A 22,300-nucleotide genomic window follows, 5' to 3' on the forward strand; every position below is an offset into this window, starting at 1 on the left:
TTACTTATTCTTATTTATTACCTTATTTATTGAATCTAATATATTTTGTTGCAAAGCGTCTTCTGCCTCTTTCTTCTTCGCGTTAACCGCGTCGCTAAAAAAGTTGTAAGCTTTCATAGTACCCCTATTCGCCCCTTTCTTGGTAGCGCGTTCTACCGTACCCAATTCAATGAAACGGAGAACGTAAGCGCGTGCACCTTTTTTCCTTTTATTCAGCAAATCAATGCGTGCGCCGCCTGCATCCCTATAGACCGCTAAATTGATATCATTCTTCAACGGCTTATAAGTCGTACCTTTCTTAGTAACCGACTTATTCGCATTCGGTATTAAGGAAACTAATCTGTTTTGAGCTTCCTTTCTAATTATTAATGCAGACTTACGAATAGCCGACTTTATAGCTTTTTTAGCATCCTTATCATTTAGCTGTGTCAACAGTCTATTTACTTGCTCCACGTCAACGCTGACCCTGTGCCCGGATATGATTTCATTACTCATTTATTAACTCTGCTTGTATGATTGTACACTGTTGTAGTCTATCGCGATTGATGGAGATGATTTTATATTTTCTTCCTTCATAAATAAAAATCATTTTCTCATGCACATCTCTACAATACCTTATTTTACAGGTTATCGCCAGCGGGTTAAATACTTCACCGTTTACCAGTGTCCGGTTGCCGGATGCAAACCTCACATCAGCGCGCTTTGAAAATACATCTACCCAATTGTCCGAAAAACCGCCCAATTCGTCACGTTGCGTTTTACTCTCTTGAAAGCGAATTATTTCTCTTAGTAGCCCTGCCTGCATTATGTATATTTTTTAAGAGGTTGTAGCAACAGCGCAATATGTCCGGGAATAACATTAGCAGCAGCAAATGTTATATCTTCACGGTTCGCATAGTAGTTTGCAATAAGTATTCTTATAGCGTGCCAGATACGGCGATCTATTTTCCCGTCTGTAACCAGTTCCGTTAACGGTCTGTTTAAGTAGGCTTCTATAGCAAGTTGAACTGGTTCAATCAGACCGCTTATATATGCGTCGTCATGGTTAAAATCAACGTTCAAATGCTGCCTCAAATCTTCTAATGTTACGTATTCATCCATTGTGTTAAAATAAGCAGAGGCAGGACATTACGCCCTGCCCCTTTGGTTAACAATCAAACAAAAATATTACGCAGCCTTTTTCAGAACGGCAAAGGCTTCTTTGCGGGCTACAACGATATCGCATTCAGTGTTCAATACAAAGTTTACTTTGTTCTTCTTCGCCTCTGTATATGGGTCAACAACAATGTCAATATCTCCAAATTGTCCGATAGCAGAATAAGAGAACACGCCAAAACCAAGCGCATCAGCATCCATATAGTTAGTAACTACTACCGGATAACCGTTCATAATATTATTTTCTATAATCATGCGCGGTGAACCCGATTCAATCGGAGTCGATTTCAAAGCACCGTAAACATTCGGGCTACAGATATATGCCGCCGTTCCGTCCGTAGTATCAACACCTGCATCAAGAACTTTAGTTTCCAATGCCACAACGTCTTTAAACTTAATACCGTTTGCCGCTGTATAAGTTGCATCCGGTGCAGCTTTCACAAATACACCGTCACTTGCATTCGCTAACTTTGCGCCGCTGAACATCCATTTGTTCAACACACGGGCAACGCCTAAAGACATCTGTTTCAGAACAAGATTCTGTAACGCCAAATTTGACTGAGTAATAGCGCGGCGAGATACAGGCACAGAGATAGAAATACGTTTAGGCGTAGCCGTAATTTTGCCAATATCCAATTTAGTATCAGTAACGGCGACATTTTCACCCATAATACTAGCCTCAATTGCCGCAAGCGTCGGGAATGTCAATTCACCAACACAGCCGCTTTGCATCTTGATACCAAGTTTATCAATAACCAAGCCTTTCTCGAGAGGTTCAATAATTTCGCCTATTACTACAGGTGTCAAATTTGCCACTGCTGACGCGTCCGTAATCACTTCGGCGCGTTGCTCTACTTTAATGCCGTTCTCGTTTACCGCATCGCCGTATTCGTCCAGAGAACGACGGTTCACAATGGCATCAACTACATTTGCAAACAATGCCGGGCGATTAACAGATACAAAAGCCGGATTACTTCTATCTAAGTTGCGCCGTTCCAGCTTCATCTCAAGCAATTCCTTTTCCGTCTTCAACGCCGCAAATGTTTCCTTCTCTTTTTCATCCAGCGAACGTTTCTCTACTTCCGCTTTATCCAACATTGAACGCATCCGTTCTTTCAGTTCTGCAACTCTTTCAAAATCTTTTCTCATAATCAAATAAATTTTCGTAAATTATTAATTTCTTGTATGTAGCTTTTATCTTCTGTTTCGTCTATAAAGTCGTCAATACTGCGAACAGTAACATCAGTGCCAGTATAGGCAGGGTCAGACACGGGCGAAACATCCGTTATCAAGTCTATTTTGTGAACCTTGCGAATAACAATACCGTCTCTCTTTGAATAAGTAACATTTTTCTCGTTCGCATAAAATTCAAAAGAAGAACCGTTAATATCTCCGCGAGTAATCATTTCTACAGCATAATCACCGTCGTCAGTGTTCGGTGCTTCAAATTTATATTTCAGTCCGTAGCTATCAATTTCTAAAGATAAAGAACCGATTCCGCAGGTGCATCTCGCTAACATTCGTTGCCTGTTATGCTCTAAAAGAGCCTTTATATCACATGAGCGTAAAAGTTCTTCAGTGATTGCCCCGTCTTCGATAATTTCAATAAAGAAGCGTTTTTTTGCTTTATCAAAAAGTACCTTGCTTTCATGATTGAATACTACAGCGTAGCCCTCAACCGTTCGTCCTGTAACCTGCGGTGCACCTAATTCGCTAAAACTTCGTATTTCCATTTAATTGCGTTTTACATTACCCTTTTTTACTATAACTTTGGTATCTCCATTTTTTCATCTTCAATAATGGATGCGGTTTCCCCTTTTATTTTGGCTGAATTGATTGGGGCAACATTGCACGAAATAAACGCTACATCTCCGCCGGGTAATGGTGCATCACCTTGCATCATACGTATTTCGTTAGGTGTCTTTAGCCCCGATTCTATCTGCCCCTTATAATATGCCATCTGTGTAGTTAAATCTGTCTGATAGAGTGCCGCACGGTCAAACCTTATCCGGTATACATGCGCCACGGGGTTAGCTATGAGTTTCGCGCGGAACTCCGTTTCTATCTGCCTCAAAATAGGCTGTAATGTATCGGTTAAGAAAGATACATTGCTCATTTCAGAAGCTTTATAATTAGTAGGCTGTCCTGCAAATACTTTGTCCGGGTGCACGCCGTAGAAGCGGCAAATATCTAACACACACAGTTCCTTTGTCCCTAGTAATTGCGCATCAATAGGATTAATAGAAAGTTGTTGAAAAGACATATCACCCGATATATAGGCTATATCCCTACCACCGTTAAACTGTTCTTCAATTCTTTCTCCAACATCCTTTCCCTGCTTATCGGTTAGGGTATTAGTCCCAATAGCACCGCTTAAACTCTTTCCAGAAACCAGCCCCTTTATTTTACTACCATTCTGAAACGTTCGCAGATTCTGATTATCAGCACTTGCAGCAATTGAAAAAATACGACTAGCGTATGTAATAGTACTAACACCTGTATAGCCGCCATCTAAAGAATTATTTCTTAAATGAATAACTTCATAGGGTTCATATCTGCCATAAAGATGGTTGTAAGGGTCTGAGATGGTATAATAATCATGCAGAATATCATAAAAGACTGTATTCTTTGAGCACAAAACCAATTCACTAACCGCGCCAAATTTGCGCTTAATCACAATGTAAGCGTTTCCCTCATTGATTATATGACAAACCATATTTCTAATGAACTCAAAAATGTTCATTCGTGAATTTGGTTGTACGTCAAGAAGCCGATAAAGTTCGTGCTGTTCGTCTAATGAGAAATACCCGTTAGACTTCCGCTCAATCAATAGCGGCATAGATGCAATCGTACCAGATAGAATAGCAGTGCAGCGATATGCAGCAGAAAGCTTCATTGCTTGGTCAGTACTATACACATTGATAGGCTGATTAGGAATTTTCGGCAAAGAAGGGCTAACCACTGCATCTTTTCCGGGTTCATCCGCTCGCCTTTGCGCGCTTCCTATCTTGTTTGAAAAATACTCTTTAAGTCCCATATACTAAGATGTTAAGTTATTGAATAAATGAAAAGTCATTAAATTGGTTATCGTAGAATCAATCTTTGCATTATGCGTTTTTTTAATAGGTTTTCTATTGCAATTTCTATCCTCATCCAAAACCGCATTAGCAAAGCAATAAGGAGTTATCGGATTCGGGTCGAAACTAATTTTATTACTATAAATGGCAATTTCAAACGATTCTACCGGGCTTGTAAATGTGCCGTATGTCTGCTTAACCGGGTTAATTATATCAGCCTCACCACCTACGGAAGACGACAAAAGGTTCACAAATTCGGCAGACTTATACGGGTCGTACCCAATACCCATAATACACAAATAGTTAGCCATTTTCAAAATATCATCAACTATCTGTTGATAGTCAATAATATCACCTTTGCACAATTTCAAGTAGCCAGCTTTAACCCAACCTTTGTATAGCTCACAGTTCGGATGCTTTTCCAATGCACCATCCGGGAAATAATAGTCTGTATAAGAATGAAACGATCTACTATCAACTGAATAAAGGTTATATGTAACCGTTGAAAAGTCGTCTCTCACAGATAAATCAACGCCTACCATTGTTGGCGGTTTACTCGTTATGTTTTCTATCTGAACCTTTTTAAACCGCTCTTCTATTTGTTTCGCCTCTATCCAAGTAGTTGCACTATTAGAAGCGAAAATATTAAGTAATTTCGTGCGAAACTCCAACGCATCATCCGCACTATACAAAGCCTTTTGATATTCACTTTTATAAAAATCCTCATAAACCGTAACGCCTAAATGCGGTTGTACTTTTCGCCATGTCTCCGGGTCGCCCTCTTCGTCGTCTACATCCGGTTCAAATATATGTGCAAATATTGCGTCGTTATCCAGTTCTCCGCGTAAGATGGCTTTATAGCCTTTTAACATCTCGACAAAAGGACTTGTATGTTTATCGGATGCCGTTGTTATAACGACGGTTAAAGGGTTGAGACGCGCGCCCATTGAGGACGTTAGAACGTTCTTCAATGCCGCGCTGTCTGCCTGTGAGTATTCATCCAATATAACCGTACTTGCGTTCAAACCGTCTAACTTGTCGGGATTAGATGCCAAGCACCGGGCGAATGATGTTTTTCCCTTTATTCTGTTATAGATAATTTCTCTATTTATCGTAAATCGGCGTAACTTCGGGTCTAATGCCTTAAGTATGTTTCGTATCTCATCAAAACAAACCTTTGCTTGATTATATGAGTTTGCAGCTACATACGTTTGCGCATTTGCATCACCGAAAAGCAAATCATATATCGCCAAAGAAGCGACAGACGTTGTTTTGCTGAATTTACGCGGCACAAACAAAAGCACATCACGAATAACCCGCCGATTAGTGCCGGGATGATAAAACCCTAAAATATTGGCGAACTGAAATACCTGTACAGGGGTTAACTTATATTTGGTTTTCCCCTTTGTGCCGCTAAATTTTAAATTCTCATAGAAAACTATGTATTTCTTTACCTCCGACGTTCTAAAATTATATTTGTCTAAGAAGCGAAAGAAACGTGATACAGCTAAAAGCTCATACAGGTTATGTTTGTCCGGGTTATCTATACATGCACAAACATAGCTGTTCAATCGTTCGTCAGTTAATACCAGGCGATAAGAGTAAACGTTTATCGCTTGTAATGACGCAACCGTAACTCGCTTTAATTCAATCAATAAATTACTGTTCCCCGGCTCCATTCACTTCATTTATAAAATCGTTAACCTCATCATCTTCGGAAACAGAAAGAGTCTGTAACGTCAAACCAAGTTCACGTAATTGTTTACGCGTCACTTCCAGCGAATCAAATAAAACTTTGAATGCCGGATGTGCTACAAGCTTCGTGTTTTCCTCGCGCGTTTTCTCTTTTACAAAAGACTTCATTCTCTTTTTGGATATATCAGAAAGAGCAATTCGGAACGCCATATAAGAACCCGCACAAAGTTCTATACACAAATCCAAATCGGGAATGTACGTACCTTGCGAAGTCATTGCATCGCGGATTTTATTTTTGATGTCGTCTAAATCACTCATTTTGCACACGCTTTTGCACATAAGTTTTTTATGTTAGTGTTTGGTAGCGCGTGACTTAACCAGAAAAAGCAATCCCCCCCAACGAACCCCACCGTTTGAAAAAAACTTCGCGCGTGTAAAAACTAGGGGGAGTGGGTTTAAAGCCCTTCACCCTTCGCAAAAAAAAACCGCCCCCATTCAAATAAAATCAAGTATAAAACAACAAGACATAAAAAAATAGTTATATTTGTCACAATTAAAACAAAGAGAGTACCATGAAAAATAACATTATAGACGAATATAAAAAAGAAAAGCCTATTTATCAAAGAGTTGCAGAAAAGCTACAGATACTTATCAATGAGTTACTACGCGAGAATAGTATACATATTCATCAAATAAGTTGTAGAATTAAAGAAGAAGATAGTTTATCTAATAAGATAAGCCTTAAAGAAGATAAATACAAAAGACTAACTGATATCACAGATATAGTAGGTATCAGAATTATTACTTATTTAGATAGCGATGTAGACTTAGTTGCTGATATGATAAAAAAAGAATTTAATGTCGACACTGCAAATAGTATAGATAAGAGGAAGCTAGATAATGATGTATTTGGCTATCGTTCTTTGCATTTTGTTGCTTCTTTCAGTGATGAAAGGTGTAAACTAACCGAATTTAAAGTAATTAAGGATAAAAAATTCGAAATACAAATACGTTCAATACTACAACACGCTTGGGCAGAAATAGAACATGATTTAGGATATAAAAGTTCTATCTCAGTTCCAGATGATTTTATTAGAGGCTTTAATAGATTGTCTGCATTGTTAGAGACTGCAGATATCGAATTTGATAGATTAAAGAAGAGCCTTTATTCATACGAACACACATTACCTAAATTAATCAAAGAAAGACCTAATGACATCGAAATTAATCAAGCCTCAATAACATCCTATGCTAAAAACAATCCTCTAAACAAAGAGGCTATTCAAAAAATAGTAAGTATTAGACAATGCAGAATAAACTACAAAGCATATACTAACGAGCTACTTTTTAACTCGTTATCTTATTTAAATATTAAGACTATTGGAGATTTAGAAAGAACAGCAATATCGGTGAAAGAGAAATATATACAATTTATAGAAGAAGTTCACATAAATGATGCAGATATTATTTCTGGCACAAACATAACTACGCCAATATTTTATTTATGCTACTACATAGCTTTATCTAGAGATTGCTTAAAAGAATTAGCAGATGTTAGTAATAAAACTTTTTCAAGAAAAGAGATTCGGTTATACAACAAAGCATTTAACAAGATAAATGAAATAACACCCTCTAAATAAGATTATATACATAGAGGGTGTACAATTCCCCTAATAAATACCAACTATTTCACACAAGCCATTTTTTCACAAATACCTATCAATAAAGCGTTTAGCACCTCGTTTATTATTAGCCTGTATCGCTTCTTTCGAGTGGCTAAACGCACTCTTATGTATTTCAGAGTGGCACATGTGGCACAAACTTTGCAAGTTCATCCAGTTAAACATTAATCGCTCCATCATTGCCACACCTGCAACGCTTTCGACTGGTGTAATGTGGTGTACTTCAGTTGCAAGTGTACTAACATCACGCTTGGCGCATTCTTCGCAAACCGAATTAGCTTTTAGTTTCTGCACGCGGAGTTTTTTCCAGCGTGCAGAGTTAATAAGTTTTATGTATATCGGATTCCGGCTCATAGTTCTTGTTTGTCAAGTCCATTAATGAAGTATTTCACACGTGCACAATTACCATCGCAACGCGTCGTTTTCGTTTCTCTCTTATGCAGCAGGTTCGCACAACCGCGGCTAACCTTTGATGGGCACATTTGTTTGCAGACTTCTACTGCGTGATGTCTTGTTTCATCACGTTGTACACTTATTGCCTCCATTGCTATATTAACAGATACGGTATTATTTTTGTGTATATTATCTGCTATCAAATATATTGCTGTTTTCATTTAATCTTTTCTTTTAATTCAGTATATTCAAAATTTATTCTCTCACATTGATACATGCCGACTAATTCTGCACGTGTCTTTTCTAAATCTTCTGTCTGTAATTCGACATTGTAGGCAGACCGTGTATCTGATGATACACATACAATTCTGTTTATTAGATACATGATTATTTCTTTTTCGGTTTATACTTCCATCCGTTCAACTCGTAGCACTGTTTGCGTATGGTTTCTTCGTCCCAATTCTGATTAATTTTAGTCGCTGTCCCGTTGCCATTGTCTTTATATAGCTTATAGCTACCCATGTGACGGGAATAATAATACTTTGGATTCTTCATTTCTTTATAGTTATGATTCAGATAAATATTCTATCAAACTCTCTTTGTTCCTAAAGAGCATTTTATCCCATTGTGGATAATTATTTCTCGGTACACTTAAACCGTCAGACAGCTTGTATACCATCAAAAAACTACGATCTGTATAGGATATTTCAATAGTAATTTTGCTTATAGTGGAATGACAGATATTGTCTCCACTTAGATAGCATACACTATCACCTACATTAAACTCTGTATCTATATTCATATATTTATTGTATTGAAGGTTACAACCCCTGTAAATACTCTCTCAACATAGCTTCGGTCTTTTTACCAAGGGAATATTCTTTGAGCACAAAAGCGATTTCATCTTTTGTCACTCCGGCAGAAGTTAACTGAGCTTTGGCTGTTTCTGCCCAATTGTAATATCTGTCATTCAATTCTTCCGTATAACTGCAAAAGCAGTTCCACCAACCTGCATTAAATTCATTCATATTTTTCTTGTTATTCGTTAATACTTTCACTGTCTTGTAATTCCTCATTTTTGCTAACCTTCTTCACCGGAATACGCAATTCTTTTTCAGTGAATTTATTCAGCATATAGCTGTTTGCTTCGTCCCAGCATCCAAAGTCTAAATTAGGGTCAATGTAAAGTGCATACAGCGTTTCATTTAGTTTATCCATGCTGCCGAAGCAACTAGAATTTATATTACTACCTATAGCTTTAAATTGATTGCTAAGGCGTTTATAATTCTCTGAAACGAACCTATCAATATAGGCTCTGTTTTTACTGTTCACAGCGGCACATTGTACCGGAACATCATGCAAATAGTTTGCATTAGATAGTTTCTTCAATTTTCCCATAATCTTAACTGTCCGTGTATTTCATCTAACTTGTATTGCGGTAGTTTCCGCTTTGGTTTCACAAATTCAAAATGCTTCTCCGCTTCCGAATAATCCGCGAACATGTCTTTTATTTCGTCCGGTACGGGTTCTTCCGTTTCGTCATGTTCTGGGTCTGCAACGCGAAGGAAACAGGCAACGAGATATTGTATAATCTCATAGTTGGAACTGAACCCGTATTTATCGCGTATCTCCGAAAGCCGTTTAAAATTGTCTATGTCGATGCGGGCTACTATTTTGCCGAACATCTTAGTTTTATGTCTTCTCATTGGTTTATTTCCTTAAACTGTCACCCTTGAACACAACAGGCGTAGTAATTGCGCGTAATCGGTCTACGGTTCTTTCACCGTATTTATCGCGTAATTCAGAGAGTGACAAATTAGTAGTTACAATCAATAATTTCCCTTTCTTTTCGGCTTCGTCTACAAGCTCCGCAAAAGACAGCCTTCTTTCGCCGTATTTTACGCTTAGAAACTCCGTGCCTATATCATCCACGTAAATGATATGTTTTTGCTTCACAGCGTCTAAATTTGCATTCAATTGCTGCGCATCGTAACATGATACAACCTTATTGCAGCGGTCATTTAATAAAATCGGGATAATTTTCCCGCAAATGAGCGTCTTTCCACGTCCGCAATTTCCGAGGCAAAGCAAGCCGCGTCCTTTGTTGTCAACGAGCCATTTTGCAACCTCGTTATATTCTGGTTGCCATACTGCCATATTGTTAGTAAAGTAGTTAAGCCCACTAAATAACAGTACTTTCGACTGGTGTAAAGACTTTGAAATAGAGATATTAACTGTATTCGGAATAGGATTAAACCCAATATCTTTAATCAAATGTTCTATCGTATTCACCATAACTTTTCATCGTATTTAGATTGCGAGTTATCATGCAACACAGTTCCTACGTCTGTATTCGGGCGACGTGTTTTCTCTCTGCCTGCCCACGTTGCAAGCCGTTTGCTAGCCTCCCACGTCGTTTGTTTTTCAAATCGCATCTTTGTTCCAGTTCTCGTTAATTCGCTCCAATACTCAAAAAAGGCTCGTATCATTTCCTTGCCGTACTTATCGACAAAGGGAACTAAGGTTTGATAGAACTCGTCTTTTCGTTTGAGCGTAGCGGCTTTAGCCGCGTCCTTCTTTGATACACCGTTAGGTGTATTTTCTGTATTTACATTAACATTATCATTTACATTTACATTAGGTTCGTCTTTGGTTTCGTTTTGGTTATTTTTTGGTTTTTCATTGGTTTTATTTTGGTTTCCATCCGGTTTACCTTCGCTTTTTGGTCTACCACCTTTTTTACCATTTTCAAACCGTTTATTATTCACGTCTATTTGCGGTTTCATCAGCGTAAACACGCTGCGAGCTATAGGCTTTAGATTTTCAGTTTCCTTACCGTATAGGCTATACTCCATTATAGCCGTGTAAATCTCACCCTGAACATCTCTAGGCAAATCTTTGATAGCATCGTAGAAACTTCTATAAAACACAAAACTTTCACGCATAATTAAGCCTCTCTTACTTCTTGAGATACAAGGGACAAACCCTAACGCCCACTGACTTGTATGTCTTATAAGCAGAGCAGAAGCACATAAAATCGTCTTCTGCCCCGGCTTTCTTACAAGTCCTGCAATTTCCCATTATCGTACTTTTCTTTGCCATCTCTACACCTCATTTATTTTAATTCCATACATGTACAGCATCAGCTTTCGTTTGATGATATACTCTTTCGTTCTCATTCCCTTACTATCTTCAACGACTAACACACCATCACGCAAATATTGAAAATCAGCCCTATAGCAAACAGAACGTTCTACGACTTTACCTTTGCCGTTATTATCGCGTTGCGACGGAATTAGCTCATATTTTATCTGTTCCTGTAGACCGGAAATAATTCCTTTCTTTTCTAGCAGTTTCAGTTCTTGCGCCCGATAGTATTCCCTCTTTGAATCATAACCCTTGTACTTGATATTATTATACTTTGCCATCTTTGTAGTTTTTAGAGAATAAGGGGTCGCCATTTTACCGACCCCTTACCACTGTCTTATTTCTCAGATACTTCTTTTTCTTTAGCTGAATACGGGTAAACGTCCATAATATCAGTTTCTTTCACCATTTCTATGGTGTAGTCTGCCATCGTACCTTTCATTTGCTCTACCACCTTGTCTTTTGCTTCCTGCAAGTTGTCAGCCTGTACAAGAATATTAGACTTTGTTTTCTTCTCTGCCGCCGTCTTTTCGTCCAGCGTAATAAATGCCAGACGACATTTAAAGAAGCGGTCGCCATCGCCTAAGAACGTTTCATCATAAGATGCACGCTTTATTGCCATGATGGAAAACTCACCGGAAATGAACGGGGTCACTTCTTCAATGGTGCGTGCTTCTGCCTCTGTGAAAGATAATGCATCAACTAAGTAAGGTTCAACTACTTTTTTATCCTTTCCGTTTTCCATTGTTTTCTCATAACGGACTTTGCTTTCAAACCAAGTGTGTAACATAATTTTCTGTTTTAAATATTAATAGTGTGTTGGGAACAAGCCTTTTTACTTGCGATAATTTTGCGTATTTCTTTTTTAATCCGGCGTATCTGATTTTGTATAGGAACATTCCCCTTCGCCTGTTTTGTAAGTACTTCAATCTCTAACCGAAGCGGCAGGATAACCGTTGCCGCCTCAATGCATTCGGGGAAATCCAGCCCGGTCTTAAGAGAACAATCTACAAGAGCATCGGCGAATCTAATACGGTCTGCCAGTTTCTGAATGTTCGCCTCATGCTCTGCCCGGTGCATTTCAATTATCCGCCCGTTATTGGTGTACCCGTCATATATGACATAATACAATACATCTACGTCCGACATACCAACGAAGTGACCGAGGAACTGCCAATAGTATTCGTCTTTCTCCGTTATCTCGTTAAGGAACTGCAAGGTTTCTATTTTCCCTTGACTCATTGGGCACTTGATTTCACCCAATGCCTTTATTTTACCATCCAAACCATATACATAGAAATCGGGGCTATCTCCAAAACCAGCAAAGGGTTCATTGAACACGATATCGGGAAAGTCAGTTGTACAGGATTTCACCTCATCTATTAACTGACTCCTTACCCACTCCACCGCCAAAGGTTCATTTTCATGCCCCCAATCGAACGCCTTACATGCACCATTTTCGCGTGTTATTCCAGTCCTACGCTCGTATCTTACGAGATACAACGCGTCAAAAAATGCCTTACCGTAGGGTGTTCCCTTACCAGCTTTCATTAGGTCGGGCAAAGTGGAAGATGTTATTTTCCCGTGTCTCTTTGCCTTCCAATCGTATTCCTTCTGTTCGGGTGATTTAGTTGCTACTGATTTCATGTTTCTGCAATTCTTTAATTTGCTCTTTAGTAAGTTTATACTTTGTCAGTACTTGAGTCACAGTGTACCCACCTGCTAACCCGTCCAGTATATTTTTCCATATCACCGAACCAGTTTGAACCGTCGGGCGTTCTTCTGATAGTTTCGGAGCAAACGGGCGAACGCGCAAACAGTCTGTCATTTCTCCGAAAGCATTGATACGGGTAGAACCTATTTGTATCTGCTTGTTTACCCATTCTTCGATATTGGGCGTATTGAACAGCTTCTCTATTGTTTTGCAATTCGTCTTATTCAGAATCATAGGTTTCGCGTTCTCATGGAAATAAGCGACAAAGCATTCACTTTTTTGCCCATTTGCGCCCGTTACCATCTCCTTTTTAGTCTCTTTAAGGGTTAGTATAATATCCTTTCCATCTGGCAGGGAATACGCGCCCAAATAATCATAATTGAACTGGTTTTTCCAGTGTGTTAGATGTTCCATTTTATTATATGTTATAATTGAATTGGTTTATCCATCGTGTCAAGCGTTCCAAATTCATAAAAATAAAGTTCGCTCATATAGTCATTTTGATAAAGTTGCCTGTAGCATTCTTGGCAAACAGTTATAGTTTCCTGTATATGCTGTCCGTGTTCTACTACTTCGGTGTCCACTTCTACGCCATCATCCGGTATTATCACCTTATTGCAGTCGGCGCAATGCCTACATTTGATTTCAGCTTTCATATTTCCTTTGGTTTACGTATGTGCATGCAAGCACATACGACACTGTTAATACAAGCACACAAAGCGCGATAATGAGTTTTCCCGGTTCGGGTTCACCTTCTGCCAGTGAACAGGTTAACAACATGCCGATAATTGCTACCGGACTTTGTTTCAATGTTAGCATTATTATAAATTTAATGATTAAAATTGGGGTCTATCGTATAGCGTAGGACATCAGAACCGTTACATTCCCATCTACCGTTTTGTTTGTCGGTAGTCTTTATTGCTCTTATTCTGTCTTCGGCTACAAGCCTTTCAAGCCGTCTTTGACCGCCTACAAGCACTTGAGCTTGTCTTTTGCTGAACGCTACGTTTTGGGCGGCTCTCAAAACGGTATGATATCTATCAAATTCGATTGCCATCGCTTTACTTTTTACGGGTTACTATAATTAGGTTATCTTCTACCTGTATTTTTGTTTTGAATAGAAAGCCGTCTAACTTTAAATTAGATGCAGTTGTACGGATAGACCCCCTTTTATTCAAAGGAAAATGAACAGATTCGCCTATCGGCATTTCAGTGAGAGTTGATTTTATTATTGTCTGATTTTCCATATCGTTTAAAATTCAAAATCCGTTATTACTTCTTTATCGGGAGATAGAAGGCGTTCGTGATTGATATCATCGAATTTGAATGTACTGTACTTCTTTTCAGAGCGTACATACTCGCCCCGAATCCATACCGGAGCGGTATCACTATCTTTCAGTTTGAAAAAAACACCTTTCTTTAAATCTTTCAGTTTCATAATATTGGTAATTGTGGTAGTCCGAAAACTACCTGATTAGTAACCTATTTGTTTTAAATAGCTATCAGATAAATTTAGCTCCAATATTCCACGTTGATTCACCCTAATAAAGCCCTTTTCTTTAAGGCTATTTATTGCTTCATCATAACGTTTACCTTGCATTTTAGCGAAGTCGCGAGAAATACTACCTGTAATAATTGCAAGTAATAATTCAGTTTCTGTTTTATTTAATTTCATAATCTTCTATATTGCGCAGGGCTTTCGCCCTGCTGGTTAAACTTATAATATTGTAATCTCTTTGTTGCCTAACTTCTCGTCTACACACCATGCCGCATACTTCATTGCTTTGTAGTCGTAAACAATTTCGACAGTATTAAACCCTCTACCGTCTTCCCTTTCATCGTAGACAGTATTAATGTGCTGGTATTTCTTGTTACCCATTAAAAAATCCACTTTGCCGTCAAAGTAAAATGCAACAGCGTATGCCAATGTCTTTTTCTTATCTACCTTTTTCATATTTCCTATCTTTTAGTTTGTTATTCTTGATTGATTGATTAACTTTGATGCGACAAAGATAGGAAACTTTTATTTCCTATAATCAAAATAGGAAATAATTATTTCCTATAACAACATTTATTAACATACGCACTATGGAGTTTAAAGATAGATTAAAAATAGCCATTGAGAATAAGGGGGTAACGCCTTATGCTATTGGTAGAGACACTAAAGTATCTAAGGTGTCAGTATTAAACTACCTAAACGGAACAAAGCCTAATATAGGTAATATTTCTATCCTAGCCGAATATTTAGGAGTTAGTGTAGAATGGTTAATCAGTGGAGAGAATATTCAAACGGATAAAAAGCAAGAAGAAAACCAAGATAATAGTAATTTCACCCCTCATTATGAAGAACTAGCAGGCAAGGCTATACCGCACATAGATATAGTAACAGCCTCATGCGGTCTGCCGAATGGCTTTAACTCCGCTATAATGAAAGGAGACTGCGAACGTTATGTTATCCCCGATATGCCGGGCTGTGATTTCACAATACGGGCAGGCGGGCGAAGCATGATAAACCGGAACGTTCCAGAACGCAGTATCAACGACAGGGATATAGTAGGTTGTCGAATTGTTAGAAGTCGCTCTCATATTCGTTGGGGTGAGGTCTACGCACTTACAACCTACGACGGAATAATGATTAAGAAAATAGAGCAATCCGAACAAGAAGGTTATATAACATGTGTTCCCTTCAATAAAGACGAAGGTTATAAACCATATGATGTTCCTATAAATGAGGTGTACGACTGGGCTTTAGTTGTTGGGGTTGTTAGTGTCAAAACATGGATTTAATAAAAAAATGAAATAACATGAGAAAACTACTAATTATCATTTTTATAATGTCTCTTTCTTCTTGCAGTTCTAAAGAAAACTCAAACTTTAGAGGATGCAAGTATAAAGTAGCTAATAACTTATTTTCCAGTAATACAGAAATTTCTATTTCTGGAAGCTATGCACCTATTGATTTGTATATTATTATATTAGATGAAATAATAGATAACAAAGAAACAAAAGGTTTAAAAATCAACATAACAGATACTAACATAAAATATCTATCTAAAGAAGATGTAGCATATATCAGAGAGCATGCAAGCAAAATTTATAGCAGTGACAACATGCTATCCGCTTTAAATAAAGCTCAACCAATAGTAAATAGAATTTCAAATTATAAATAACCAAACAATATGAAAAAACTACTTTTTATTGCATTTTTATTAACGTGCTCAATTTGCTCTTTTGCACAGTTGACAGAAGGAAAATATAAGGTATTAGGAGTAAAGGGATTTCTTAATAATGAAACTGTATTTGATAATCTTTTTAAAGATGGGATAGCCACTATTAACGTAACTAATAATATAGTAAATATAACAATAGGTGGTTACTCGGTTTTATCTTATAGCATCGAAAAGCCTGCGAAAAATGGAGATTTATATTTATACAACGCGTTTGAAATTCAATCGGGTATAAAAACAACCTTGTTATCAAAAAGAGATAAGGAACACCCGCAAATAGATGGTGGAATGTTATTTGTTAGACGTTCGGATGAATATACGGATATATTCTTTATTTCCAAAGAAGACTAAGCGAAAGCGAATAGCCGAAAGAGTGTTTAAACAATATATTACTAACTGATATCCTTATTAGAGTATCAAAAACAGTGTCGTAAAGAAGATTTACAAAGAAAAAAGATATTAAATATCAGCCCGTTACCCTACGAATAAAGCGATTTTTCGTAACGCGTAGGTCGCCAGTTCAAGTCTGGCTAGCGGCTCAGAAAGAGAGAGATGCTTATGTATCTCTTTTTTTTATTCCATAGATTCTTCTTACCTTTGCATGACTAAAGAAAACTGCCGAAACAGATGAAAAAGAAGACAAAGATAATTCTCATAGGAGGATTGATGAGTCTGTGCCTTATTGGTGCAGCTTGTGCCGGAACATTCTATTACTATTTATTCTATCCGCAATTTCACCCCCAAAAGACAGCTTATATCTATATCGACAGAGACGATACAGCAGACTCCATATATAATAAGGTACAAAAACAAGGACATCCCAAAAGTTTCACAGGCTTTCTTTGGATGGCTCAATGGCGCGACTACAATTCAAACATCCACACCGGACGCTACGCCATCCGTCCGGGAGAAAACGTATATCATGTTTTCAGCCGCTTATATAGAGGTTATCAGGAACCAATAAACCTGACCATTAGCAACGTACGCACTTTAGACAGACTTGCACGCAGTGTAGGGAAACAGCTTATGGTAGACTCCGCCGAAATTGCAATTGTTATGAATGACAGTGCATTTCAGAAGAAACTGGGATATGAGAAAGAGACAATTTCCAGTTTGTTCATCCCCGAAACTTATCAGGTCTACTGGGATATGAGTGTAAATGAGTTTTTCGAGCGTATGCAGAAAGAACATGAGAAATTCTGGAACCAGGAGCGACTGGCTAAAGCCACAGCCATCGGCATGACAACGGAAGAGGTATCCACTCTTGCTTCTATTGTAGAAGAAGAGACAAACAACAACGAAGAAAAACCTATGGTCGCAGGACTATATATCAACCGGCTACATAAAGGAATGCCATTGCAGGCAGACCCTACCATCAAGTTTGCCCTTCAAGACTTCGGTTTAAGAAGAATCACCAATGAACATTTGAACGTGAATTCACCATACAATACTTATCTAAACGCAGGATTGCCCCCAGGGCCCATACGCATTCCCTCCCCCATCGGTATTGATGCCGTATTGAATTATGCGAAGCACAACTACATTTATATGTGCGCCAAAGAAGACTTCTCAGGCACCCACAATTTCGCATCCAATTATGCTGACCACATGAAAAATGCCAGAAAATACTGGAATGCTTTAAACGAAAGAAAGATTTTCAAGTAAAATCATAATAAAATAAAAGCAAAAGCCTATATTTGCGAATGAAAAACGCAGATTATTTTCCTTTTTAATAATCCATGACTAACATTTAAATAATCAGATATGAGCAAGCAACTCTTACTTGGCGATGAAGCCATTGCACAAGCTGCATTAGACGCCGGACTCTCAGGTGTTTACGCCTACCCCGGCACCCCTTCCACGGAAATAACAGAATACATCCAAATGGCACCTATTACGGCTGAACAAAATATTCACAGTCGTTGGGCTTCTAATGAAAAGACAGCAATGGAAGCCGCTTTAGGTATGTCATTTGTAGGTAAACGAGCATTGGTTTGCATGAAGCATGTAGGTATGAATGTGGCTGCAGACTGTTTCATCAATTCAGCCGTCACAGGTGTAAAAGGCGGATTAATTGTCGTAGCTGCGGACGATCCCAGCATGCATTCCTCTCAGAATGAGCAAGACAGCCGCTTCTATGGTGACTTCTCACTAATTCCCATGTACGAACCAAGTAATCAACAAGAAGCATATGACATGGTTTATAACGGCTTTGCTTTCTCTGAAAAGATTGGCGAACCGGTATTATTGCGTATGGTAACCCGTCTGGCACACTCCCGCTCCGGAGTAGAACAAAAGGCACAACAGCCTCAGAATGGGATATCTTTCAGTGAAGACCCGCGTCAGTTTATCCTGTTGCCGGGTAACGCACGCAAGCGCTACAAAGTTTTACTGGAACGCCAGGCTGAATTCGTTGAAGCATCTGAAAACTCTCCATACAACAAGTATATTGACGGACCAAACAAAAAGATGGGTATCATAGCCTGTGGCATCGGTTACAACTACCTAATGGAAAATTACCCAGAAGGCTGCGAATATCCTGTATTGAAAATAGGTCAATATCCGCTGCCCCACAAACAACTCCTACAACTGGTAGAGGCCTGTGACGAAATCTTAGTATTGGAAGACGGTCAGCCCTTCGTTGAGAAACAACTGAAAGGTTATCTTGGCATTGGCGTAAAAGTAAAAGGACGCCTGGACGGCACATTGTCACAAGACGGTGAACTAAATCCGGACAAGGTGGCACGCAGCGTAGGAAAAGAAAACAAATCGGAGTTTAGCATTCCTGCTCTTGTCGAAATGCGTCCGCCTGCTTTATGTGAAGGTTGCGGTCACCGTGACATGTACACAGTGCTGACACAAGTATTAAAAGAGGAATACCCGACTCACAAAGTATTCAGTGATATCGGCTGTTACACATTGGGAGCCAATGCCCCATTCAATGCCATCAACTCATGTGTAGACATGGGAGCATCTATCACTATGGCAAAAGGTGCTTCCGACGGCGGACTCCATCCGGCAGTAGCTGTCATCGGCGATTCCACTTTCACACACTCCGGAATGACGGGACTCTTAGACTGCGTCAACGAGAATGCCAATGTTACCATTGTTATCTCTGACAATGAAACTACCGCCATGACAGGTGGTCAGGACTCCGCCGGAACAGGACGCATTGAAGCCATCTGTAGTGGCATCGGTGTAGCACCCGAACACATCCGTGTAGTAGTTCCCCTTAAAAAGAATTACGAAGAAATGAAGCAGATTATCCGTGAAGAAATTGATTACCACGGAGTATCCGTTATCATTCCACGCAGAGAATGTATTCAAACCTTAGCACGTAAAAAACGAAACAAGTAAAGCCATGAAAAAAGATATCATACTTTCCGGCGTAGGTGGACAAGGCATCCTTTCTATCGCCACGGTAATCGGTAAAGCCGCTCTTAAAGACGGACTATATATGAAACAAGCGGAAGTTCACGGCATGAGCCAGCGCGGTGGCGACGTACAGTCCAACCTCCGTATCAGCGATCAACCTATCGCTTCCGATCTCATTCCTTCGGGCAAATGCGATTTGATTATTTCACTTGAACCCATGGAAGGGTTACGTTATCTTCCCTATCTAAGTCCCGAAGGTTGGTTAGTGACTAACGAAACCCCGTTCGTCAACATCCCCAACTATCCGGCAGAAGCCGACATAAAAGCAGAATTAGATAAATTGCCTCATAAGATTGTTCTCAATGTAGACAAAGTAGCCAAAGAAATTGGTTCTATCCGTGTAGCAAACATCGTTCTGCTCGGAGCAACTATCCCCTTTCTTGGCATCGATTATGGGAAAATACAAACCAGCATCCGTGAAATCTTCGAGCGCAAAGGTGAAGCCATTGTAGAGATGAATCTCAAAGCACTCGCGGCCGGAAAGGAAATCGCTGAAAAATTAATGTAAGACCTCCAAAAATACCAAAACCATGAATAACAGATACTGGGAAGAAGACATAGAAACCATGAGCCGCGAAAAGTTGCAGGAACTGCAACTTCAGCGGCTCAAAAAAACGATAAATATTGCGGCTAATTCACCGTATTATAAGAAAGTATTCCAAGAGCATAACATCACTGCCGATACTATCAAAACGTTGGATGATGTCCGTAAAATCCCATTCACCACTAAAGCAGATATGCGTGCTTGCTATCCTTTCGGACTGGTATCAGGTAATATGCGTGAAGATGGTGTACGTATTCACTCCTCAAGCGGAACCACCGGTACACCGACTGTCATTGTCCATTCCCAACACGATCTGGATTCCTGGGCAAACCTGGTAGCCCGCTGCCTGTATATGGTGGGTGTACGTAAAACTGATGTTTTCCAGAATAGTTCCGGATACGGAATGTTCACTGGCGGTTTAGGGTTCCAATATGGCGCAGAACGTCTGGGAGCATTGACTGTTCCTGCTGCGGCCGGAAATAGTAAACGCCAGATTAAATTCATCACTGATTTTAAAACAACCGCGCTACATGCCATTCCCAGCTACGCCATTCGTTTGGCAGAGGTATTCCAGGAAGAAGGCATAGACCCGGCAAACACCAGCCTGAAAACACTTCTTATTGGTGCAGAGCCTCACACGGACGAACAACGCAAAAAGATCGAACGCATGTTAGGCGTTAAGGCCTACAACAGCTTCGGAATGACAGAAATGAATGGTCCCGGTGTCGCTTTTGAATGTCAGGAACAAGAAGGTATGCACTTTTGGGAAGACTGCTATCTTGTCGAGATTATCAATCCGGAAACAGGAGAACCGGTTCCCGACGGGGAAATCGGCGAATTAGTTCTGACCACTCTTGACCGGGAAATGATGCCTCTGCTACGCTACCGCACCAGAGACCTTACCCGTATCCTCCCCGGAGAATGCCCTTGTGGACGTACGCATCTGCGTATTGACCGCATCAAGGGACGTAGCGATGATATGTTTATCATCAAGGGAGTCAATATCTTCCCGATGCAAGTCGAAAAAGTATTGGTACAATTCCCTCAATTGGGCAGCAATTATCTCATCACGCTGGAAACTGTAAACAACCAGGATGAAATGATTGTAGAAGTAGAACTCAGCGATCTTTCTACCGATAATTATATCGAGCTGGAGAAGATACGCAAAGAAATTACCCGTCAGCTGAAAGATGAAATATTAGTAACTCCCAAGCTAAAGCTCGTGAAAAAAGGTTCATTACCGCAGAGCGAAGGAAAAGCTGTCAGAGTAAAAGACTTGCGCCAAAATCACTAAACATACAGGGGGAGAATACTCACAACTCCCACGCTTTGGTTTGGGCGTACAGAGGTGACCTTTAGATGTCTGAAGGTCATCTCTGTTGTTATAAACCTATAACATATATTCCGGAGATGAGTGGCATTAAAAAGAAAAGGGAACGGTAACCAACCAAGATTACCGTTCCCTTTATAAAAAAGCCGCACCGATGATGTGATGAAACTCCGAATGACATGATTTGAGCGCTCGTCCTCTTTGTAATCCACCGACTCAAAGGTTACCCCGAAGGGCGTGGCCCGCCATTGAGAAGCGAAGCTTGTCTCGGTATTTCATAATAGTTTGATGAGTTTCCCGATCCAATCAATGCGGCTATATTTTCTACAACAAATGTAGTAAGTTTCTGTCAAAGAAACAAGGAAAAACATGAAATTGTTTCTCTCATACAGTACATTTTCTGCTATATCCTCCCTTATATAAGCAAAAAGTGCCGATTACTCGTTCGTAATCAGCACTTTGTAAACTATTTGCTAAATAAACTTAAGCAGCTTTTGCTTTAGCTACGATAGCCTTAAAAGCCTCCGGATGGTTCATCGCTAAATCAGCCAAAACTTTACGGTTGATTTCGATTCCTGCTTTGTGCAAAGCTCCCATCAGCTTAGAATAAGACATTCCTTCCAAACGAGCTGCAGCATTGATACGCTGAATCCACAAAGCGCGGAAGTTTCTTTTCTTGTTCTTACGGTCACGGAACGCATAAGTCAAACCTTTCTCCCAAGTATTCTTGGCAACGGTCCATACGTTCTTTCTTGCACCAAAGTAACCTCTGGTTAATTTCAAAATTTTCTTTCTTCTTGCTCTTGAAGCAACGTGATTTACTGATCTTGGCATAGTTTTACTAATTTTTGAATGTTAGCGCCATTACTTCACGCAACGGACTTAAAGCTAATGCATTCGG

Annotated in this window: 35 protein-coding genes; 8 read left to right on the forward strand and 27 right to left on the reverse strand. The window is 39.5% G+C overall.

Translation table 11 applies throughout. The features are described from left to right. The 8 genes from BUC01_RS08975 to BUC01_RS09010 form a co-directional block, all read right to left on the reverse strand. Positions 1–495, reverse strand: a complete 495-nt coding sequence (locus tag BUC01_RS08975; protein WP_025833588.1) for a hypothetical protein — start codon at positions 493–495, stop codon at positions 1–3. After that, entirely contained in the window at positions 488–805 is a 318-nt protein-coding gene (locus BUC01_RS08980) for a phage head closure protein (protein ID WP_025833590.1), read from the reverse strand. Before BUC01_RS08980 ends, BUC01_RS08975 begins: the two co-directional genes overlap by 8 nt. After that, positions 805–1,101 (reverse strand): head-tail connector protein, encoded by a 297-nt coding sequence (locus BUC01_RS08985; RefSeq protein WP_073313447.1) that lies wholly within the window; start codon positions 1,099–1,101, stop codon positions 805–807. Before BUC01_RS08985 ends, BUC01_RS08980 begins: the two co-directional genes overlap by 1 nt. A 66-nt stretch (positions 1,102–1,167) precedes the next feature. Continuing rightward, positions 1,168–2,304 (reverse strand): phage major capsid protein, encoded by a 1,137-nt coding sequence (locus BUC01_RS08990; protein ID WP_073313451.1) that lies wholly within the window; start codon positions 2,302–2,304, stop codon positions 1,168–1,170. 2 nt (positions 2,305–2,306) lie between these two features. Further along, positions 2,307–2,888: an HK97 family phage prohead protease gene (locus BUC01_RS08995; RefSeq protein WP_025833592.1), complete on the reverse strand. Its 582-nt coding sequence runs from the start codon at positions 2,886–2,888 to the stop codon at positions 2,307–2,309. Between the two features lie 29 nt (positions 2,889–2,917). After that, positions 2,918–4,192: a phage portal protein gene (locus BUC01_RS09000; RefSeq protein ID WP_073313454.1), complete on the reverse strand. Its 1,275-nt coding sequence runs from the start codon at positions 4,190–4,192 to the stop codon at positions 2,918–2,920. 3 nt (positions 4,193–4,195) lie between these two features. Then, the gene (locus tag BUC01_RS09005; protein ID WP_073313457.1) at positions 4,196–5,911 is read right to left on the reverse strand and encodes a terminase large subunit; all 1,716 of its coding nucleotides are present in this window, start codon (positions 5,909–5,911) and stop codon (positions 4,196–4,198) included. After that, positions 5,892–6,245: a hypothetical protein gene (locus tag BUC01_RS09010; protein ID WP_025833594.1), complete on the reverse strand. Its 354-nt coding sequence runs from the start codon at positions 6,243–6,245 to the stop codon at positions 5,892–5,894. The genes BUC01_RS09005 and BUC01_RS09010 overlap by 20 nt, the downstream gene beginning before the upstream one ends. Positions 6,246–6,499: 254 nt before the next feature. Here BUC01_RS09010 and BUC01_RS09015 point away from each other — a divergent pair, with 254 nt between their 5' ends. Continuing rightward, positions 6,500–7,567, forward strand: coding sequence for a GTP pyrophosphokinase (locus BUC01_RS09015; RefSeq protein WP_025833596.1), 1,068 nt, complete (start codon positions 6,500–6,502; stop codon positions 7,565–7,567). A gap of 66 nt (positions 7,568–7,633) precedes the next feature. Here the strand turns inward: BUC01_RS09015 and BUC01_RS09020 are convergent, their stop codons facing one another. The 18 genes from BUC01_RS09020 to BUC01_RS09105 form a co-directional block, all read right to left on the reverse strand. Next, entirely contained in the window at positions 7,634–7,963 is a 330-nt protein-coding gene (locus tag BUC01_RS09020) for an HNH endonuclease signature motif containing protein (protein WP_025833598.1), read from the reverse strand. Next, a complete protein-coding gene (locus tag BUC01_RS09025) occupies positions 7,960–8,223 on the reverse strand; it encodes a hypothetical protein (RefSeq protein WP_025833599.1) in 264 nt (87 codons plus the stop codon). The genes BUC01_RS09020 and BUC01_RS09025 overlap by 4 nt, the downstream gene beginning before the upstream one ends. A 166-nt stretch (positions 8,224–8,389) precedes the next feature. Further along, a complete protein-coding gene (locus tag BUC01_RS25455) occupies positions 8,390–8,557 on the reverse strand; it encodes a hypothetical protein (RefSeq protein ID WP_159106518.1) in 168 nt (55 codons plus the stop codon). 10 nt (positions 8,558–8,567) lie between these two features. Then, a complete protein-coding gene (locus BUC01_RS26165; protein WP_073313460.1) occupies positions 8,568–8,804 on the reverse strand; it encodes a hypothetical protein in 237 nt (78 codons plus the stop codon). Positions 8,805–8,823: 19 nt separating this feature from the next. After that, positions 8,824–9,030 (reverse strand): hypothetical protein, encoded by a 207-nt coding sequence (locus BUC01_RS09035; protein WP_025833601.1) that lies wholly within the window; start codon positions 9,028–9,030, stop codon positions 8,824–8,826. 10 nt (positions 9,031–9,040) lie between these two features. Then, on the reverse strand, positions 9,041–9,400 hold the full coding sequence (locus tag BUC01_RS09040; RefSeq protein WP_034524544.1) for a hypothetical protein: 360 nt from the start codon (positions 9,398–9,400) through the stop codon (positions 9,041–9,043). Beyond that, entirely contained in the window at positions 9,388–9,708 is a 321-nt protein-coding gene (locus BUC01_RS09045; RefSeq protein WP_025833605.1) for a hypothetical protein, read from the reverse strand. Before BUC01_RS09045 ends, BUC01_RS09040 begins: the two co-directional genes overlap by 13 nt. A 4-nt stretch (positions 9,709–9,712) precedes the next feature. Continuing rightward, complete coding sequence (locus tag BUC01_RS09050) at positions 9,713–10,297, reverse strand: nSTAND3 domain-containing NTPase (protein WP_025833607.1); 585 nt, start codon at positions 10,295–10,297, stop codon at positions 9,713–9,715. Further along, positions 10,291–10,947: a DUF6291 domain-containing protein gene (locus BUC01_RS09055; RefSeq protein ID WP_073313463.1), complete on the reverse strand. Its 657-nt coding sequence runs from the start codon at positions 10,945–10,947 to the stop codon at positions 10,291–10,293. Before BUC01_RS09055 ends, BUC01_RS09050 begins: the two co-directional genes overlap by 7 nt. Positions 10,948–11,106: 159 nt before the next feature. Then, a complete protein-coding gene (locus tag BUC01_RS09060; RefSeq protein ID WP_025833610.1) occupies positions 11,107–11,430 on the reverse strand; it encodes a DUF1064 domain-containing protein in 324 nt (107 codons plus the stop codon). 56 nt (positions 11,431–11,486) lie between these two features. Then, complete coding sequence (locus BUC01_RS09065; RefSeq protein ID WP_025833611.1) at positions 11,487–11,942, reverse strand: DUF4494 domain-containing protein; 456 nt, start codon at positions 11,940–11,942, stop codon at positions 11,487–11,489. A gap of 8 nt (positions 11,943–11,950) precedes the next feature. Further along, on the reverse strand, positions 11,951–12,796 hold the full coding sequence (locus tag BUC01_RS09070) for a PDDEXK family nuclease (RefSeq protein ID WP_025833612.1): 846 nt from the start codon (positions 12,794–12,796) through the stop codon (positions 11,951–11,953). Further along, positions 12,777–13,277 (reverse strand): hypothetical protein, encoded by a 501-nt coding sequence (locus BUC01_RS09075; RefSeq protein WP_025833613.1) that lies wholly within the window; start codon positions 13,275–13,277, stop codon positions 12,777–12,779. Before BUC01_RS09075 ends, BUC01_RS09070 begins: the two co-directional genes overlap by 20 nt. A gap of 11 nt (positions 13,278–13,288) precedes the next feature. Continuing rightward, complete coding sequence (locus BUC01_RS09080) at positions 13,289–13,519, reverse strand: hypothetical protein (RefSeq protein WP_025833615.1); 231 nt, start codon at positions 13,517–13,519, stop codon at positions 13,289–13,291. Continuing rightward, positions 13,509–13,682 carry a hypothetical protein gene (locus BUC01_RS25460; protein WP_175560874.1) on the reverse strand — a complete coding sequence of 58 codons (174 nt, stop codon included), beginning with the start codon at positions 13,680–13,682 and terminating at the stop codon, positions 13,509–13,511. The genes BUC01_RS09080 and BUC01_RS25460 overlap by 11 nt, the downstream gene beginning before the upstream one ends. Before the next feature lie 433 nt (positions 13,683–14,115). After that, on the reverse strand, positions 14,116–14,301 hold the full coding sequence (locus tag BUC01_RS09095) for a hypothetical protein (RefSeq protein WP_025833618.1): 186 nt from the start codon (positions 14,299–14,301) through the stop codon (positions 14,116–14,118). A 36-nt stretch (positions 14,302–14,337) separates the two neighbouring features. Beyond that, positions 14,338–14,538: a hypothetical protein gene (locus tag BUC01_RS09100; protein ID WP_025833620.1), complete on the reverse strand. Its 201-nt coding sequence runs from the start codon at positions 14,536–14,538 to the stop codon at positions 14,338–14,340. A 42-nt stretch (positions 14,539–14,580) separates the two neighbouring features. Next, a complete protein-coding gene (locus BUC01_RS09105; RefSeq protein WP_025833622.1) occupies positions 14,581–14,817 on the reverse strand; it encodes a hypothetical protein in 237 nt (78 codons plus the stop codon). A 134-nt stretch (positions 14,818–14,951) separates the two neighbouring features. Between BUC01_RS09105 and BUC01_RS09110 the strand changes: the two genes are divergently transcribed. From BUC01_RS09110 to BUC01_RS09140, 7 genes are all read left to right on the forward strand, one after another. Next, positions 14,952–15,650, forward strand: a complete 699-nt coding sequence (locus BUC01_RS09110; RefSeq protein WP_025833623.1) for a LexA family transcriptional regulator — start codon at positions 14,952–14,954, stop codon at positions 15,648–15,650. A 17-nt stretch (positions 15,651–15,667) separates the two neighbouring features. After that, complete coding sequence (locus tag BUC01_RS09115) at positions 15,668–16,033, forward strand: hypothetical protein (protein ID WP_025833624.1); 366 nt, start codon at positions 15,668–15,670, stop codon at positions 16,031–16,033. A 9-nt stretch (positions 16,034–16,042) separates the two neighbouring features. Next, positions 16,043–16,441, forward strand: coding sequence for a hypothetical protein (locus tag BUC01_RS09120; RefSeq protein ID WP_025833625.1), 399 nt, complete (start codon positions 16,043–16,045; stop codon positions 16,439–16,441). 276 nt (positions 16,442–16,717) lie between these two features. Further along, a complete protein-coding gene (gene mltG, locus BUC01_RS09125) occupies positions 16,718–17,755 on the forward strand; it encodes an endolytic transglycosylase MltG (protein ID WP_073313466.1) in 1,038 nt (345 codons plus the stop codon). Positions 17,756–17,854: 99 nt separating this feature from the next. Then, entirely contained in the window at positions 17,855–19,447 is a 1,593-nt protein-coding gene (locus tag BUC01_RS09130) for a thiamine pyrophosphate-dependent enzyme (protein ID WP_073313468.1), read from the forward strand. 4 nt (positions 19,448–19,451) lie between these two features. Then, positions 19,452–20,033, forward strand: coding sequence for an indolepyruvate oxidoreductase subunit beta (locus BUC01_RS09135; RefSeq protein ID WP_025833626.1), 582 nt, complete (start codon positions 19,452–19,454; stop codon positions 20,031–20,033). A gap of 22 nt (positions 20,034–20,055) precedes the next feature. Continuing rightward, complete coding sequence (locus BUC01_RS09140; RefSeq protein WP_025833627.1) at positions 20,056–21,363, forward strand: phenylacetate--CoA ligase family protein; 1,308 nt, start codon at positions 20,056–20,058, stop codon at positions 21,361–21,363. A gap of 519 nt (positions 21,364–21,882) precedes the next feature. Here BUC01_RS09140 and rplT read toward each other — a convergent pair. Further along, the gene (gene rplT, locus BUC01_RS09145) at positions 21,883–22,233 is read right to left on the reverse strand and encodes a 50S ribosomal protein L20 (RefSeq protein ID WP_007214085.1); all 351 of its coding nucleotides are present in this window, start codon (positions 22,231–22,233) and stop codon (positions 21,883–21,885) included. Between the last annotated feature and the right edge of the window lie 67 nt (positions 22,234–22,300).

This window comes from Bacteroides stercorirosoris (genome assembly GCF_900142015.1).
GTDB classification, from domain to species: domain Bacteria; phylum Bacteroidota; class Bacteroidia; order Bacteroidales; family Bacteroidaceae; genus Bacteroides; species Bacteroides stercorirosoris.

Excerpts from the sequence above, each read along its gene's own strand:
- BUC01_RS26165 (WP_073313460.1), bottom strand. The coding sequence starts at position 8,804 with ATGAATATAGATACAGAGTTTAATGTAGGTGATAGTGTATGCTATCTA.
- BUC01_RS09105 (WP_025833622.1), bottom strand. The coding sequence starts at position 14,817 with ATGAAAAAGGTAGATAAGAAAAAGACATTGGCATACGCTGTTGCATTT.
- BUC01_RS09010 (WP_025833594.1), bottom strand. The coding sequence starts at position 6,245 with ATGAGTGATTTAGACGACATCAAAAATAAAATCCGCGATGCAATGACT.
- BUC01_RS09060 (WP_025833610.1), bottom strand. The coding sequence starts at position 11,430 with ATGGCAAAGTATAATAATATCAAGTACAAGGGTTATGATTCAAAGAGG.
- BUC01_RS09000 (WP_073313454.1), bottom strand. The coding sequence starts at position 4,192 with ATGGGACTTAAAGAGTATTTTTCAAACAAGATAGGAAGCGCGCAAAGG.
- BUC01_RS08980 (WP_025833590.1), bottom strand. The coding sequence starts at position 805 with ATGCAGGCAGGGCTACTAAGAGAAATAATTCGCTTTCAAGAGAGTAAA.
- BUC01_RS09045 (WP_025833605.1), bottom strand. The coding sequence starts at position 9,708 with ATGAGAAGACATAAAACTAAGATGTTCGGCAAAATAGTAGCCCGCATC.
- BUC01_RS09120 (WP_025833625.1), top strand. The coding sequence starts at position 16,043 with ATGAAAAAACTACTTTTTATTGCATTTTTATTAACGTGCTCAATTTGC.
- BUC01_RS08985 (WP_073313447.1), bottom strand. The coding sequence starts at position 1,101 with ATGGATGAATACGTAACATTAGAAGATTTGAGGCAGCATTTGAACGTT.
- BUC01_RS09040 (WP_034524544.1), bottom strand. The coding sequence starts at position 9,400 with ATGGGAAAATTGAAGAAACTATCTAATGCAAACTATTTGCATGATGTT.
- BUC01_RS08990 (WP_073313451.1), bottom strand. The coding sequence starts at position 2,304 with ATGAGAAAAGATTTTGAAAGAGTTGCAGAACTGAAAGAACGGATGCGT.
- BUC01_RS09135 (WP_025833626.1), top strand. The coding sequence starts at position 19,452 with ATGAAAAAAGATATCATACTTTCCGGCGTAGGTGGACAAGGCATCCTT.
- BUC01_RS09025 (WP_025833599.1), bottom strand. The coding sequence starts at position 8,223 with ATGAAAACAGCAATATATTTGATAGCAGATAATATACACAAAAATAAT.
- BUC01_RS09080 (WP_025833615.1), bottom strand. The coding sequence starts at position 13,519 with ATGAAAGCTGAAATCAAATGTAGGCATTGCGCCGACTGCAATAAGGTG.
- BUC01_RS09070 (WP_025833612.1), bottom strand. The coding sequence starts at position 12,796 with ATGAAATCAGTAGCAACTAAATCACCCGAACAGAAGGAATACGATTGG.
- BUC01_RS09075 (WP_025833613.1), bottom strand. The coding sequence starts at position 13,277 with ATGGAACATCTAACACACTGGAAAAACCAGTTCAATTATGATTATTTG.
- rplT (WP_007214085.1), bottom strand. The coding sequence starts at position 22,233 with ATGCCAAGATCAGTAAATCACGTTGCTTCAAGAGCAAGAAGAAAGAAA.
- BUC01_RS09035 (WP_025833601.1), bottom strand. The coding sequence starts at position 9,030 with ATGAATGAATTTAATGCAGGTTGGTGGAACTGCTTTTGCAGTTATACG.
- BUC01_RS09005 (WP_073313457.1), bottom strand. The coding sequence starts at position 5,911 with ATGGAGCCGGGGAACAGTAATTTATTGATTGAATTAAAGCGAGTTACG.
- BUC01_RS09100 (WP_025833620.1), bottom strand. The coding sequence starts at position 14,538 with ATGAAATTAAATAAAACAGAAACTGAATTATTACTTGCAATTATTACA.
- BUC01_RS09050 (WP_025833607.1), bottom strand. The coding sequence starts at position 10,297 with ATGGTGAATACGATAGAACATTTGATTAAAGATATTGGGTTTAATCCT.
- BUC01_RS09115 (WP_025833624.1), top strand. The coding sequence starts at position 15,668 with ATGAGAAAACTACTAATTATCATTTTTATAATGTCTCTTTCTTCTTGC.
- mltG (WP_073313466.1), top strand. The coding sequence starts at position 16,718 with ATGAAAAAGAAGACAAAGATAATTCTCATAGGAGGATTGATGAGTCTG.
- BUC01_RS08975 (WP_025833588.1), bottom strand. The coding sequence starts at position 495 with ATGAGTAATGAAATCATATCCGGGCACAGGGTCAGCGTTGACGTGGAG.
- BUC01_RS09140 (WP_025833627.1), top strand. The coding sequence starts at position 20,056 with ATGAATAACAGATACTGGGAAGAAGACATAGAAACCATGAGCCGCGAA.
- BUC01_RS25460 (WP_175560874.1), bottom strand. The coding sequence starts at position 13,682 with ATGCTAACATTGAAACAAAGTCCGGTAGCAATTATCGGCATGTTGTTA.
- BUC01_RS09020 (WP_025833598.1), bottom strand. The coding sequence starts at position 7,963 with ATGAGCCGGAATCCGATATACATAAAACTTATTAACTCTGCACGCTGG.
- BUC01_RS08995 (WP_025833592.1), bottom strand. The coding sequence starts at position 2,888 with ATGGAAATACGAAGTTTTAGCGAATTAGGTGCACCGCAGGTTACAGGA.
- BUC01_RS09095 (WP_025833618.1), bottom strand. The coding sequence starts at position 14,301 with ATGAAACTGAAAGATTTAAAGAAAGGTGTTTTTTTCAAACTGAAAGAT.
- BUC01_RS09015 (WP_025833596.1), top strand. The coding sequence starts at position 6,500 with ATGAAAAATAACATTATAGACGAATATAAAAAAGAAAAGCCTATTTAT.
- BUC01_RS09055 (WP_073313463.1), bottom strand. The coding sequence starts at position 10,947 with ATGCGTGAAAGTTTTGTGTTTTATAGAAGTTTCTACGATGCTATCAAA.
- BUC01_RS25455 (WP_159106518.1), bottom strand. The coding sequence starts at position 8,557 with ATGAAGAATCCAAAGTATTATTATTCCCGTCACATGGGTAGCTATAAG.
- BUC01_RS09110 (WP_025833623.1), top strand. The coding sequence starts at position 14,952 with ATGGAGTTTAAAGATAGATTAAAAATAGCCATTGAGAATAAGGGGGTA.
- BUC01_RS09130 (WP_073313468.1), top strand. The coding sequence starts at position 17,855 with ATGAGCAAGCAACTCTTACTTGGCGATGAAGCCATTGCACAAGCTGCA.